Source organism: Aquicoccus sp. SU-CL01552 (assembly GCF_040365005.1).
Classification (GTDB): Bacteria; Pseudomonadota; Alphaproteobacteria; order Rhodobacterales; family Rhodobacteraceae; genus Antarcticimicrobium.
Window position 1 is genome coordinate 340,534 of sequence record NZ_BAABWV010000001.1, and the last position, 14,280, is coordinate 354,813.

Below are 14,280 nucleotides of genomic sequence, written 5' to 3' on the forward strand. Positions count from 1 at the left end.
CTCGGGATCATTCCACGATTTCAGCCGTTTCCAGCACCGCATGCAACAGCACATCCGTGCTGGCCGCGGCCCAGTCCTTGCTGATTTCCTCGGCCTCGTTATGGCTCAGGCCATCGACGCAGGGGCACATCACCATGGTTGCCGGCGCCACCTTGGCGGCCCAGCAGGCATCGTGGCCGGCGCCCGACACCAGATCCATATGGCTGTATCCCAGACGCTCGGCGGCATTGCGCACGTTCTCGACCAGTTCCGGCGCGAAGGTGACGGGATCGAAATGCCCCACCGCCTCGACCGAACAGCCGACCCCCATGCCGTCGCAGATCTTGGCGGCCTCTGCCTCAATCTTGGCGCGCATGCCGTCCAGCTTGGCCTGGTCGGGCGTGCGGATATCGACGGTGAACACCACCGTTCCCGGCAGCACGTTGCGCGAATTGGGGCTGAAGGTCATCTGCCCGACACCGCCGACGGCGTTGGGCTGGCTCTCCATCGCCACGTCCTGAACCATCTCGAGGATCTTCGCCATGGCAAGACCCGCGTTGGTGCGCATGTTCATCGGGGTCGAGCCGGTGTGCGCCTCTTTCCCGGTCAGGGTAAATTCCAGCCACCACAGCCCCTGGCAATGGGTGACGACGCCGATCTCCTTGTTCTCGGCTTCGAGGATCGGGCCCTGCTCGATATGCAGCTCGTAATACGCGTGCATCTTGCGCGCGCCGACCTCTTCGTCGCCGACCCAGTCGATGCGCTTGAGCTCCTCTCCATAGGTCGCGCCCTCAAGATCCTGACGACCATAGGCATAGTCCAGCGAATGGACCCCGGCAAACACGCCCGAGGCCAGCATCGGCGGCGAGAACCGCGCGCCTTCCTCGTTGGCCCAGTTGGTCACCACGATCGGATGCTTGGTCTTGACCCCGAGATCGTTCAGCGTGCGCACCAGTTCCAGCGCGCCCAGAACCCCGAGGACCCCGTCGTATTTCCCACCCGTCGGCTGGGTGTCGAGGTGCGAACCCACGTAGACCGGCAGCGCGTCGGGGTCTTCACCCGGGCGCGTCATGAACATGGTGCCCATCTTGTCGACACCCATGGTCATGCCGGCGGCCTCGCACCATTCCTGGAAGAGAGCGCGCCCCGCGGCATCTTCGTCGGTCAGGGTCTGGCGGTTGTTGCCGCCGGCCACGCCCGGGCCGATCTTGGCCATTTCCATCAGGCTGTCCCAAAGACGATCGCCGTTGATTTTCAGATTTTGCGCCGGAGCAGCCATGGCTCTCACACTCCCAGTCTTTTTGTCTTCATGTATGATTTGACCAAAAGGTCAAACTCACGCTATCACGGGCGACGCGCCAGTCAAGAAATTGCCGCGAGTTGGCGCGCATTCGTAGCCCGTTTTTTGGGCAGGGACGAAAAAACAGGCAACCTGAGAAGAGCGGAGATTGCGCCCGATGCCGGAGGCCCGCGCCCCGACCCGAATCCAACGGAAAAACCGCGCCGCCATCCTCGATGCCGCGCTTGACGTGTTCTCCTCCCAGGGATTTCGCGGCGCCACCGTCGACGAGATCGCCACCGCCGCCGGGCTGAGCAAACCCAACCTGCTCTATTACTTCCCGTCGAAAGAGGCGATCCACGCGGCGGTTCTGGAACAGTTGCTCGATACCTGGCTCGATCCGCTGCGCGCGCTCGATCCATCTGGCGAGCCGCTGGAAGAGATCCTGGCCTACATGCACCGCAAGCTGCAGATGGCCCGCGACCTGCCGCGCGAAAGCCGGCTTTTCGCCAATGAGATCGTGCAGGGCGCGCCGCGCATCCACGACGTGCTGTCGACCGATCTCAAGGCGCTGGTCGACGAAAAGGTCGCGGTAATCAGGGCCTGGATGGATGCCGGCCAGATCGCGCAGGTGCATCCCTATCACCTGATCTTCTCGATCTGGTCACTGACACAGCATTATGCGGATTTCGATGTGCAGGTGCGCGCGGTGCTGGGGCCGGAGGATCCCTTTGCTGCCGCGCCGGAGTTCATGGAAACGCTGTATCGGCGTTTGCTCACGCCGCCCGATCAGGCCTGAGCGGGGCGCCACGCGGGCGCCCCGCCCCGCGATCATTCGGCCGCCTGGGCCGCCGGGTTGTTGGGATGGGTGGTCCAGTTGGCGTAGTCGCCTTGCACCACCTTGCCGGTGCGCGGGTCGGTTTCGCCCGGGGCCATCGGCACCATCGAGATGCAATCCTCGACCGGGCAGACATCGACGCAGAGGTTGCAGGCGACGCATTCGGCATCGTTGACCTCGAACACCCGGTCCTCTTTCATCCAGATCGCCTGGTGGCTGGTGTCCTCGCAGGCGGCATAGCAGCGGCCGCACTTGATGCAGGCATCCTGGTCGATCTTGGCCTTGGCGACGTAGTTCAGGTTCAGGTACTGCCAGTCGGTGACGTTGGGCACGGCCTGGCCGATGAAATCGGAGGTCGCGGCGTAGCCCTTTTCGTCCATCCACTGGCTGAGGCCCGAGATCATCTCTTCGACCACCTTGAAGCCATAGGTCATGGCGGCGGTGCAGACCTGAACATTGCCCGCGCCCATCACCATGAACTCGGCCGCGTCCCGCCATGTGGTCACGCCGCCGATGGCGCTGATCGGCTTGCCGGCGGTCGCCGGATCGCGGGCGATCTCGGCCACCATGTTCAGCGCGATCGGCTTCACCGCCGGGCCGCAATAGCCACCGTGGGTGCCCTTGCCGTCCAGCGTCGGCTCCGGCGCCATCTGGTCAAGATCGACCGAGATGATCGAGTTGATGGTGTTGATCAGCGACACCGCGTCGGCATTGCCGGCAAAGGCCGCCCGCGCCGGGTTGCGGATATCGGTGATGTTCGGCGTCAGCTTCACGATCACCGGCTTGGAATAGTACTGTTTGCACCACTCCGTCACCATCTGGATGTATTCCGGCACCTGCCCGACAGCCGAGCCCATGCCGCGTTCCGCCATGCCGTGCGGGCAGCCGAAGTTCAGCTCGATCCCGTCGGCGCCGGTTTCCTCGACCAGGGGCAGGATCGCCTTCCAGCTCTCCTCGTCGCAGGGCACCATGAGCGAGACGATCAGCGCCCGGTCGGGATAGTCCTTCTTGACGCGGGTGATCTCCTCGAGGTTGGTCTGCAGCGGCCGGTCGGTGATCAGCTCGATGTTGTTGAGCCCCAGCAACCGCCGGTCAGCGCCATAGATCGCGCCGTAACGCGGCCCGTTGACGTTGACCACCGGCGGTCCTTCGCTGCCCAGGGTCTTCCACACCACGCCGCCCCATCCGGCCTCGAAGGCGCGGCGCACGTTGTATTCCTTGTCGGTCGGCGGCGCCGAGGCCAGCCAGAACGGGTTGGGGCTCTTGATGCCCAGGAATTCTGTCGTCAAATCAGCCATTTGTTCGGCCTCCCTGATGTATGTCGCAGCCGTTTTCGGCCCGCGTTTTCTAGGTACTGCCGCGCGGCCCTCAGGCCATCAGCGCGCTGTGAATATCCATCGCCGCGTCGCGGCCCTCGGCCACGGCGGTCACGGTCAGATCGTCGCCGCCGCTGGCGCAGTCGCCGCCGGCCCAGATTCCCGCGACGCTGGTCTTCCCGGCCCCGGTCACCGCGATCTTGCCGCCGTCCAGCGCCACGCCGTCCGGCGCACCGTCAAGCGTCTGGCCGATTGCCTTGAACACCTGATCGGCAGCCAGCGTGACGGTCTCGCCGGTGCCCTTGACCCGGCCATCCTCGACCGTGGTGTATTCCAGTTCCACGCCGGTCACCGCGGCCTCGCCGAGGATCGCCACCGGCATCACGTTGAACATCAGCTTGACGCCCCTGGAGGCGGCCAGATCCTGTTCGAACCGGCTGGCCGGCATCGCCTCGCGGCCCCGGCGATAGGCGATGGTCACGTTTTCCGCGCCCAGCAGCTTCGATTGCACCGCGGCATCCACCGCCGTCATGCCGCCGCCGATCACCACGACGTTGCGCCCGACCGGCAGGCTGGCCAGGTCATCGGCCTGGCGCAGGTCCTCGATGAAATCGACCGCGTCACGCACGCCCGCCAGATCCTCGCCCGCGGCGCGCAGCGCATTGACGCCACTTAGCCCGATGGAAAGGAACACCGCGTCATGATCGGCCTTGAGCCCGTCCAGCGTCACCCCGTCGCCCAACGCCTTGCCGGTCTCGATGGTGATGCCGCCGATCCCCAGCAGCCAGTCGACCTCGCGCGCGGCGAAATCATTGGTGCTCTTGTAGGCGGCGATGCCGAATTCGTTCAGCCCGCCGGGCTTGCCCCTGCCCTCGAAGACGGTGACGTCATGGCCCAGCATGGCAAGACGATGCGCACAGGACAGGCCCGCAGGCCCCGCCCCGACGACCGCCACGCGCTTGCCGGTCGGCTCGGCGCGGGTAAAGGGATGATCGCCCTTGGCCATCAGCGCATCGGTGGCATAGCGTTGCAGCCGCCCGATCTCGACCGGCTTGCCCTCGGCGGTCTCGCGCACGCAGACCTCTTCGCACAGCGTCTCGGTCGGGCAGACCCGCGCGCACATCCCGCCCAGGATGTTCTGACCCAGAATGGTGCGCGCCGCGCTTTCGGGGTGCCCTGCCTGGATCTCGCGGATGAACTGCGGAATGTCGATGTCGGTCGGGCAGGCCGTCATGCACGGCGCGTCATAGCAGAAATAGCACCGGTCTGCCGCGACCGCCGCCTCATGCGGGGCATAGGCGGGGTGCAGATCGTTGAAGTTGTCGGCGAGGGTATCGGCGGACAGGCGCGCCGCCACGATCCCGGATGCCTGATGGCCATTTGCCATTGGGTGTCTCCCTGATGTTTTGCCTTATTGCCATCAGAGTGCCACATCCATATTTTTTATCAATTGGTAAAATTTCCCAAATGGTCAAAAAAATGCCCCTACGCCCGGCCTGCCCGTTTTTCGGGCAGGTCAGGCGCGCCGCCGCGACCTGGGCGACGGGATCAGGGCATCAATACGCTGTTGCGGGTGAATTGGGCGTGATCGGTGCTCAGGTCGTCGAAGGTGACCTCGACATCGACGGTGGCGATGGAATTGGGCGGGTACATGCGCAGCGGGTTTCCGTCGCCCTCCAGAACCGCGTTGGGCGTCGCGTATTCCTCGTGGCAGGCCGGCAGCGGCCAGACCTCCAGCGGTCCGCCGTTCACGCCGACCCGCATCTGCACCAGCCCGCAACGCCAGGACCAGATCTGTGTCACGTAAAGGTAATCGACCCCCTCGTAGAGGCGGATCGCGATCCAGTTGGCCTTGGTTGCCGCCAGGATCGGCTTGACCTCGGTAGCGGTGGTGAACTTGCCGCTGGGCACCTGCGGCTCGGCCACCAGCGTCGGGCCCGAGGGCGCAAGAAAGGCCGGCGGCGCCTCGGCCTGGGCGGCGGGCTGTGGCGCGAGGAAGACGGGCGCCGCCTCGGCCTGCGCGGTTTGCGTCCCCGCCCCGGGTGACAGGAACGCCGGCGGTGCCTCGGCGGTTGCCGTGGCGGCGGGCGCGGGCGTGGCGGGGGCAAGGAAGGTCGGCGGTGCCTCACTCGCCGCCTGTCCGGCCTCCTCCACCGGCGCGGTGACCGCCGGCGGGGGCGCTGCGGCCATCTCCTCGCCCTCGGCGGACTGCACCGCAACCGCGAACATCACCAGAAACAACTCAAGCATCGCTTAACTCCCAAATCCCTAGACCCAAAATTTCGACGGCGGGCTTTTGGGAACGCGACGCGCCCCCTATAGTGCCCGCATCAGGCAGTCGCCGCGACAAACCCTGCGGCAGGAAAACTATGGCAAACAAACCGGCCCCGCGCCAAGCATTCAATATCGTCATTGTCGGTCAATCCGGCCGCCTGCAATACGAGGCTCTGCTTTTCGCTGCCTCGCTGCGCGCGATGTCCCCCGGGTTCGAAGGGCGGCTTTTCGTCGCCGTGCCGCAGGCGGGCCCGATGTGGGAGGGCAACCCGGAGATCCGCAACGGCGAGGTACTTGATGCGCTCGACCGGCAGGGCGCCGAGATCCTGCCCTTCGAGTCCCGTGTCTTCGGCCAGTCCTACCCGCAGGGCAACAAGATCGAATGTCTCTCTGCCCTGCCGGCGGGGGAACCCTTCGTCTTTTTCGACAGCGACACGCTGGTCACTGGCGATCTTGCCCGCGTGCCGTTCGATTTCGGCCGCCCCGGCGCCTCGCTCCGGCGCGAAGGGACATGGCCCGAACCGACGCTTTACGGCCCCGGCTATGGCGCGATCTGGAAATCGCTTTATGACCGCTTCGGGTTGGAGTTCGACAGCAGCCTCGACCCGGCCCAGCCTGATGAGTATTGGGAAAAGTATCTCTATTTCAACGCGGGCTATTTCTTTCACCGCTGCCCACAGGAGTTTGGCGCGCGTTTTCTCGATTACGCCCGCAGCATCCGCGACGATCCACCGGTGGAACTCGTGGGGCAAAGCCTTGATCCTTGGCTCGACCAGATCGTGCTGCCGCTGGTGATCCATTCCTTTGGCGGAGGTCGCGACGCGCTGCCCCCCGGCCTGCTGGATGGCGATGTCACCTGTCACTACCGGCTGTTCCCACTGCTCTATGCCCGTGAGAGCGATCATGTGGTCAAGGTGCTGGAGCAGGTTGCCGCCCCCAACAAGATCAAGAAGGTGCTCAAGGGCTACGAGCCGATCAAGCGGCTGGTCTACCAGGGGCGCGGCCAGAAGGTGCGCGCGCTGTTCGACCGCGACCACCTGCCCCGCAAGGAACAGGCAATCCGCAACAGGATCAAATCCAACGGGTTCTGGATGCGCTAGGCCCCTTGCCCGGGCAGGCATCGCGCAGCCCCTCGGGGCGATCCCGGGTCAAGTCCGGGGTGACAGCTGCGCGGCGAGGTCCGAAGCGCGCGAAACGCGAAAGGCCGCCCCACCGGGACGGCCCCTTGCCTCGCGCTCTGGCCTGAAGTCGTCAGGCGGCGGGCATTTCCAGCAGGGTGTAAGAGGAGATCACCTCTCCCTTGACCTGCGCGCGCATGATCTTGCCCGCAGCGTCCCGCTTGCTCTTGGCACCGACCGCGCGCTTGATCAGGCGGCCGAGTTGCTGGTTCAGCGCCACGTCGGCACGGGCGGCCTGCTTGGGCTTGTCCGCCGTATCCGCGACGGCGGCGGCGTACATCCCGGCGAAACCCGCGTCCGCATGGGCGCGCTTGAGCACCTTGAGGATGAAATCCGCGTCAAAACCGCCCTCGGCCTGCATCTCTTGCGCCAGCTTGACCACATGATCGACCACGCTGCGCCGGGCCTTGAGCCGTGCCGCCAGCGGGTCGCCCTCGGGCGCGCTGTCGATGATGTGGGACTCGGCCAGTTTCTGCATGAAATGGCCCATGTCCATGCCCGCGGCCCTGGCTTGCGCCGCCAAGGCCCGGCGCACGTCGGTCTGCAGGGTCACAGTGATCTTGTTGGCCTGTTCGATACGCGCCATCCGCTCCTTGCGGCGGGCGCCCTTTCCGGCGGCAGCCGCTGCGGCCCCGGCCTTCTGGCCCGGTTTCTTGACGGCTTTTCCAGCACCCTTCTTGACCGGATTCTCGGCCACGACGTCCAACTTAGTTGCCATGTTTGAACTCCCTCATAACATACTGCGAAGGTATGTATGAAGACTCGGTGCGTCAACATATTTCCGCAGTATGATTAATGAGCTCCTGACCACCCCGGCCCAGGCCGACGCGGTTGCCACATCCCGGCCGATGCCCTATCGCTTGCTGCGATATTTTCTCCAGGAGGACCCCGACATGACCGATGCGCCGCAATACGGTTTCGACACGCTGCAGATCCACGCCGGGGCCCGACCCGACCCGGCCACAGGTGCCCGCCAGACGCCGATCTACCAGACCACGGCCTATGTGTTCCGCGACGCCGAACATGCTGCCGCCCTCTTCAACCTGCAGGAGGTCGGCTATATCTATTCGCGCCTGACCAACCCCACCATCGCGGTGCTGCAGGAACGCATGGCCACGCTCGAGGGCGGTGCCGGAGCGGTCTGCTGCGCATCCGGGCATGCGGCGCAACTGATGGCCTTGTTCCCGCTGATGGCCCCGGGGCGGAACGTTGTCGCCTCGACCCGGCTCTATGGCGGAACGTTGACCCAGTTCAGCCAGACCATCAAGCGGTTCGGCTGGTCCGCCAAGTTCGTCGATTTCGATGATCTCGACGCGGTCAAGGCCGCCGTGGACGAGGACACCCGCGCCATTTTCGGCGAGTCCATCGCCAACCCGGGCGGCTATGTCACCGACATCCCGGCGCTGGCCGAGATCGCCGATGCCGCCGGCCTTCCGCTGATCATCGACAACACCTCGGCCACCCCCTACCTGTGCCGGCCGATCGAACAGGGCGCCACGCTGGTGGTGCATTCGATGACCAAGTATCTCACCGGCAACGGCACCGTGATGGGCGGCGTGGTGGTTGATTCGGGCACCTTCGACTGGTCGGCCTCGGACAAGTTCCCCTCGCTCAGCGAACCCGAACCGGCCTATCACGGGCTGAAATTCCACGAAACCTTCGGCCCGCTGGCCTTTACCTTCCACGGCATCGCCGTGGGCCTGCGCGACCTTGGCATGACGCTGAACCCGCAGGCGGCGCATTACACGCTGATGGGAATCGAGACCCTGAGCCTGCGGATGCAGCGCCATTGCGAGAACGCGCAAAAGGTCGCCGAATGGCTTGAGGCCGATCCGCGCGTCGACGCCGTGACCTATGCGGGGCTGGCCTCGTCACCCTACCACGACCGCGCCGAGCGGCTGTTTCCCAAGGGCACCGGCGGGCTGTTCACCGTGGCGCTCAAGGGCGGCTATGACGCCTGCGTCAAGTTCGTTGACAGCCTGGAACTGTTCAGCCACGTCGCCAACCTGGGCGATACAAGGTCGCTGGTGATCCACTCGGCCTCGACCACGCACCGGCAACTGACGCCGGAACAGCAGGAGGCCGCCGGCGCCGGACCCAGCGTGGTGCGCATCTCGATCGGGATCGAGGACGCCGACGACCTGATCCGTGACCTCGACCAGGCGCTGAACAAGGCGGGCGCGTAACCCCGCCGCAGGCCTGCTCCGACGACCACCTGCCACCCCGGCCAACGGGCCGGGGCCTTCGGCGTCAGGACCGATCCCGGGTCAAGTCCGGGATGACAGAGGTTTGGCGCGCAGTTGGCAGCGTCCTTAACGTCCACCTGTCACCCCGGCCATCGAGCCGGGGTCTCCAATATCCCGGATCAGTTCTGCGAGGGCAGCGGCCTCAAGCTCCCTACTCCGCGATGGCGAACACCATCGCCACATTCGCCGTGATGGTCAGCTCTCCTGCCGCCACCGGCGCGCCGGCCGCGCTCATCCGCATCGCCATCTCGGCCATCGGCGCCACCGACCCGCCGCCATGCTCGTCGATCGACAGCACCGGTCCCAGGGTGACCCCCGCGGCCCCGGCCAACAGTTTCGCCCGATCCATCGCGTCACTCACCGCGCGCTGCCGCGCCTCGTCCATGAGCGGCGCAGGATCCTGAAGACCGAAACGCAGCCCGTTGAAATCGTTGGCCCCGTCCTCGATCACCGCATCCAGGACACCCCCCAGCGCCGCCAGGTCGCGCACCCGCACGATCACCGTGTTCGAGGCGACGAAGCCGGTGATCCGCCGCCGGTCGCGGTCCGAGACCGAGCTGTCCGACCACAGCGGGTTCAGTGACAACTGCCGGGTCTGAAGATCGCGCGGCGCGATGCCCATCGCCGCCAGCCGCTCCAGTACCTTCGCCACCGCCTCCGAGGTGGCCTGCATGGCATCGCGCGCCTCCTTCGCCTCATGGGTCACGCCCAGCGTGATGGTCGCCATGTCCGGCGCGGCCTCGATCCGGCCCTCTCCGGCCACGGTGATACGGCGCTCGACCGGTTCGGCCCAGGCGGTGCCGGACAGCAGCGAACAGAACAGGACGGCGGTCAGGATTCGATGAAACATGGCAACACTCCTTCTTTGCCGCCAAGATGCGCCGAGGGGTTCCGGATCGGCAAGATCCCGCCAAGTGTTTTTCTTTTCCTCGGCAACCTCCTGCTTTATGGTCCGGGCTCGGGCGTCACGTGCGCATGCAGGAACGGGTTGGGTAGTTTTCAGCAGTATGAAACCGGGTTTCGCGCTCTCACTTTCGTTTGAGGGAATCTCTCTGTTGCACCGCGCCGCCGGCGGATGGCGTCGTGTCGGCGAGGTGTCTCTGGACGTTCCCGACCTGTCCGCCGCCCTGTCCGAGCTGCGCGACACGGCGCTGTTACTTGAACCCGACGGCATCAGTTGCAAGCTGATCATTCCCAACGACCAGATCCGCTATCTCACGCTTGAAACCGGAAATACCGAGGGCGAGGCGCGCCGCGTTCTGGTGCGCGAGGCACTGGATGGGGCCACCCCCTATGCGGTGGATGACCTGTCCTTCGACATCTCGGTCGAGGGGCCGATGACCCATGTCGCCGCCGTCGCGCGCGAGACCCTGGCCGAGGCCGAGGGGTTTGCCGTCGAACACCAATTCAACCCGGTGAGCTTTGTCGCCATTCCCGGCGACCAGCCCTTTTTGGGCGAGCCGTTCTTCGGCGCTGCGGAAAACGCGGGAACGGCCGACGTCGAACCCGACGGCATCGCCGTGGTGGTGACCGGCCCCGCCGAGATCCCGCAGCCCGAGACCGCGCCCACCGAAACACCCGCTGACGATCCGACCGAGAGGAATATCTTTCTGGACGACGGGGACACGCCCACCGTGTCCGAGGAAGAGATCACCGGCGCCGAGACGCCCGACGAGGCGCCGGCAGCCCCGGAAACCGCCCCCGATCCCGAACCGGCCGCGCCCGACCCGGATGACAAGCCTGCTCCGCCCACCATCGGCTTTTCCAGCCGACGCGGCAAGGAGGGCGACAGCGCCGCGCCGGTGCTTTCCGGGGCCAGCCGCGATGCCCTGCCCGAAAGAGCGAAACCCGCCCCGGCCGTTTCCCGGCCCGACCCAGCGACAAAGCCCGCAGCCGCCGCCAGCCCAATCCCCACCCCGGTTTCGCCGCCCGCGTCGCCACCTATGCCGGATCCGTCGAAACGCGTCATCTCCGGGCCGGAGACAGCCGCCCCTGCGGCCTTGAGGGGCTCAGTCCTTCTGGGATCGGTCCGCACCCGCGCCAAGGCGCTTCTCGAGCGCCGCCAGTCGAGCAAGACCAACGCCCCATCGCCCGTCACGCCGCCCGCTGTCGGGCAAGGCGCGACCGTCATCGCCCCGCCGCCAGAGCAAACGCCGGTCGAGGCCGAGCGCATGACCGTGTTCGGCGCCCGCGCCACGCAACAGACCCGCGGCAAACCGCGCCATCTGGGCCTGATCCTCACCGCCGTCCTACTGTTGTTCCTCGCCGCCATGGCGGCCTGGGCGGCGCTGTTCACGCCCGAGCCGCTGGCCCGTCTCTTTGCCCCGAAGGACGCGCCCGGAATCGCCGGTCGCCCGGAGCCAGCCGCTGATCAGGATGCTGACCCGTCTGCCGAGATCGCCCCCCCTGAGGGGACGAATGCCACCGACAGGGACAGCGCCCCGGCGCCGGCACAGCCACCGATGACCAGCGCGCTGCCGCCGCCTGCCCCATCGGACACGATCGCAGCCCTTCCGCCCGACGCCACGGCCTTGCCCGACGCCGGCGACGGCGAGACCGCCCCGACGCATCCTTTTGCGCCGCAGTCGCCCGCGCTTTCCGAAACCGACAGCGCCGTGCTCGAGGCCTTGCGCGGCGACCGCACCGTCCCCCTCTCCGAAGAAGAGACCGCAACGGACGAGGCCGCGCTTGATCCCGAGTTGGAACACGAGCCCGACCCGGATATGACCGCCGATCTTGCCGGTGCCGATACGGAAACCTTCTACGCCGCCACCGGCATATGGCCCGCCGCCCCGGACACGCCCGAGGTCCCCGCGATCATCGACCTCGACGATCTCTACGTGGCCTCGATCGACCGGACCGACCTGTCACAAGACGCCGTCGCCCTGCCGGCAGCGCGTGATTTCGCCACCGATGCCTCGCTCAGCGGGGTCACGTCGCCCGCCGCCGCCGGCACCGCGTTCAACCTCGACACGCGCGGGTTGGTCACCGCCACGCCCGAGGGCGCCGTCACACCGGATGGATTCACTGTTTATCTCGGCCGCCCGCCGGTGGTGCCGCCAGCGACGCCGGCACGCCTCCCCGCCACCGATGACGCCGCGGTCGAGGCCGCGGCCCTGCGCCAGCGGCTGGCCGGGTTCCGACCCCGTCCACGCCCGACCGATCTGGTCGAACAGACCGAACGCACCCAACTTGGCGGTCGAAGCCGCGCGGAACTCAACCGGTTCCGACCGCGGGCCCGCCCGCGCAGTGCGCAAGACGACGCCACCGAAACCAGCGGCGGCGGTAAGGCCACACCGCAAGCGGTCGCCAGCGCGCTGGTTCCCAGGGCGCGGCCCGGCGATTTCCAGAAGATCGTCCGCAACTCTGCCCGCGCCTCCATCGGTATTCCCGAAAAGCCCACGGCTGCCGCGGCGGCGCCGGCCACGGTGGCGCCCAGCATCCCCTCCTCGGCCTCGGTCGCGCGGCAAGCAACCCTGAAGAACGAGATCAACCTGCGCCGGATCAACCTGATCGGCGTCTATGGCAACGCGTCGAACCGGCGCGCCCTGATCCGCCTGTCCAGCGGCCGCTACAAGAAGGTCAAGGTGGGCGACCGGATCGACGGCGGCAAGGTCGTGGCGATCGGCGAAGACCAGCTCCGCTACCAGAAGGGCGGACGCGACCACACCCTGAAGATGCCCAGCAGCTGAGCCACCGGCGCGATGCGCGGGGCACGGCGGCCAGAAAAAAACCGCGCGGACATTTCTGCCCGCGCGGTCCACTCGTTACCATGGCACTGGTCAACCCGTCACTTGGTGATGATCTCCGGCCCCATGAAGGTGGTGGGCAGCCAGGTGGAGAGCACCGGGATATAGGTCACCATGATCAGGAACACGAAGAGCACGGCGAGGAACGGAAGCGCCGCGCGCACCACCCGCATCATCGGCATCCCCGCCACCCCGGAGGTGACGAAGAGGTTGAGCCCCACCGGCGGCGTGATCATGCCGATCTCCATGTTCACCACCATGATGATGCCAAGGTGAATCGGGTCGATGCCCAGCTCGATGGCGATGGGAAAAACCAGCGGCGCCACGATCACGATCAGCCCCGAAGGTTCCATGAACTGACCGCCGATCAACAGGATCACGTTGACGATCACCAGGAACATCACCGCGCCGAACCCCGCGTTCAGCATCGCCGCCGCGATCTGCTGCGGGATCTGCTCGTCGGTCAGCACGTGCTTGAGGATCAGCGCGTTGGCGATGATGAACATCAGCGTGACCGTCAGCTTGCCTGCCTCGAACAGGGTGTCGCGGGTATCGCGGTGAAAGAACACCGTGATCAGCGCGATCGGCTTCTGGATCAGGCTGAGGTTGCGTTCCCCCTCTGGCCGCGCCAGCGGCCCCATGTCGCGATAGACGAAACTGGCGATGAAGAAGGCATAGACCGCCGCCACCGCCGCCGCCTCGGTCGGGGTGAAGATGCCGCCATAGATGCCGCCGAGGATGATGACGATCAGGAACAGGCCCCAGCCGGCTTCGGTGCCGGCCTCCATCACCTCTCCCCAGCCCTTCCACTCGCCCTTGGGAAGGTTGCGCAACTTGGCGATCAGGTAGATCGTCAGCATCAGCATGGTGCCGGCCATCAGCCCTGGGATCACCCCAGCCAGGAACATCCGCCCGACCGAAACATCCGTCGCGCTGGCATAGACCACCATCACGATGGAGGGCGGGATCAGGATGCCGAGCGTGCCCGCGTTGGCGATCACCCCGGCGGCGAAATCCTTGGAATAGCCGACCTCGCGCATCCCGGCGATGACGATCGAGCCGATGGCGACCACCGTCGCCGGGCTGGAGCCCGACAGCGCGGCGAACAGCATGCAGGCGAAGACCCCGGCAATCGCCAGCCCGCCGGGGAAATGCCCGACGATGGCGATGGAGAACCGGATGATCCGCCGCGCCACCCCACCGGTGGACATGAAACTTGACGCCAGGATGAAGAAGGGGATCGCCAGCAGGGTGTAATGCCCCGCCATCGCCTGGAAAAAGCTTTGCGCGATGGAGGCGAGCGAGGTGTCGCTCAGCACCAGCAGGAACACGGTCGAGGCGAACCCGAGCGACACCGCGATCGGCACCCCGATCAGCATCAACCCCACGACCATGCCGAAGAGAATTGCAACTTCCATGGC

The 14,280-nt window shown here is 66.3% G+C and carries 11 protein-coding genes; 4 read left to right on the forward strand and 7 right to left on the reverse strand.

Features of this window, described 5'->3' with window-relative positions; translation table 11 throughout:
* Nucleotides 1-7 precede the first annotated feature (7 nt).
* A complete protein-coding gene (locus ABWV23_RS01640) occupies nt 8-1,258 on the reverse strand; it encodes a Zn-dependent hydrolase (protein WP_353344252.1) in 1,251 nt (416 codons plus the stop codon).
* A gap of 178 nt (nt 1,259-1,436) precedes the next feature.
* Here ABWV23_RS01640 and ABWV23_RS01645 point away from each other — a divergent pair, with 178 nt between their 5' ends.
* Nucleotides 1,437-2,057, forward strand: a complete 621-nt coding sequence (locus ABWV23_RS01645) for a TetR family transcriptional regulator C-terminal domain-containing protein (RefSeq protein ID WP_353344254.1) — start codon at nt 1,437-1,439, stop codon at nt 2,055-2,057.
* Between the two features lie 32 nt (nt 2,058-2,089).
* Here the strand turns inward: ABWV23_RS01645 and preA are convergent, their stop codons facing one another.
* The 3 genes from preA to ABWV23_RS01660 all read right to left on the reverse strand — a co-directional run bounded on the left by preA (nt 2,090) and on the right by ABWV23_RS01660 (nt 5,662).
* Nucleotides 2,090-3,394 carry an NAD-dependent dihydropyrimidine dehydrogenase subunit PreA gene (gene preA, locus ABWV23_RS01650; RefSeq protein WP_353344256.1) on the reverse strand — a complete coding sequence of 435 codons (1,305 nt, stop codon included), beginning with the start codon at nt 3,392-3,394 and terminating at the stop codon, nt 2,090-2,092.
* A 70-nt stretch (nt 3,395-3,464) separates the two neighbouring features.
* Nucleotides 3,465-4,799, reverse strand: a complete 1,335-nt coding sequence (locus tag ABWV23_RS01655; protein WP_353344258.1) for an NAD(P)-dependent oxidoreductase — start codon at nt 4,797-4,799, stop codon at nt 3,465-3,467.
* Nucleotides 4,800-4,960: 161 nt separating this feature from the next.
* Nucleotides 4,961-5,662 carry a hypothetical protein gene (locus ABWV23_RS01660; protein WP_353344260.1) on the reverse strand — a complete coding sequence of 234 codons (702 nt, stop codon included), beginning with the start codon at nt 5,660-5,662 and terminating at the stop codon, nt 4,961-4,963.
* A 119-nt stretch (nt 5,663-5,781) separates the two neighbouring features.
* Between ABWV23_RS01660 and ABWV23_RS01665 the strand changes: the two genes are divergently transcribed.
* On the forward strand, nt 5,782-6,786 hold the full coding sequence (locus ABWV23_RS01665) for a GT-B fold glycosyltransferase domain-containing protein (RefSeq protein WP_353344262.1): 1,005 nt from the start codon (nt 5,782-5,784) through the stop codon (nt 6,784-6,786).
* 151 nt (nt 6,787-6,937) lie between these two features.
* On the opposite strand, the gene ABWV23_RS01670 is transcribed toward ABWV23_RS01665, so the two are convergent.
* Entirely contained in the window at nt 6,938-7,582 is a 645-nt protein-coding gene (locus ABWV23_RS01670; RefSeq protein ID WP_353344264.1) for a hypothetical protein, read from the reverse strand.
* Between the two features lie 175 nt (nt 7,583-7,757).
* On the opposite strand from ABWV23_RS01670, the gene ABWV23_RS01675 reads away from it, so the two are divergent.
* Complete coding sequence (locus ABWV23_RS01675; protein ID WP_353344654.1) at nt 7,758-9,050, forward strand: O-acetylhomoserine aminocarboxypropyltransferase/cysteine synthase family protein; 1,293 nt, start codon at nt 7,758-7,760, stop codon at nt 9,048-9,050.
* Nucleotides 9,051-9,261: 211 nt separating this feature from the next.
* Here the strand turns inward: ABWV23_RS01675 and ABWV23_RS01680 are convergent, their stop codons facing one another.
* Nucleotides 9,262-9,960 (reverse strand): SIMPL domain-containing protein, encoded by a 699-nt coding sequence (locus tag ABWV23_RS01680; protein ID WP_353344266.1) that lies wholly within the window; start codon nt 9,958-9,960, stop codon nt 9,262-9,264.
* Nucleotides 9,961-10,165: 205 nt separating this feature from the next.
* Between ABWV23_RS01680 and ABWV23_RS01685 the strand changes: the two genes are divergently transcribed.
* Nucleotides 10,166-12,802 carry a hypothetical protein gene (locus ABWV23_RS01685; RefSeq protein ID WP_353344268.1) on the forward strand — a complete coding sequence of 879 codons (2,637 nt, stop codon included), beginning with the start codon at nt 10,166-10,168 and terminating at the stop codon, nt 12,800-12,802.
* Nucleotides 12,803-12,900: 98 nt separating this feature from the next.
* Here the strand turns inward: ABWV23_RS01685 and ABWV23_RS01690 are convergent, their stop codons facing one another.
* Nucleotides 12,901-14,277 carry a TRAP transporter large permease gene (locus ABWV23_RS01690; RefSeq protein ID WP_353344270.1) on the reverse strand — a complete coding sequence of 459 codons (1,377 nt, stop codon included), beginning with the start codon at nt 14,275-14,277 and terminating at the stop codon, nt 12,901-12,903.
* Between the last annotated feature and the right edge of the window lie 3 nt (nt 14,278-14,280).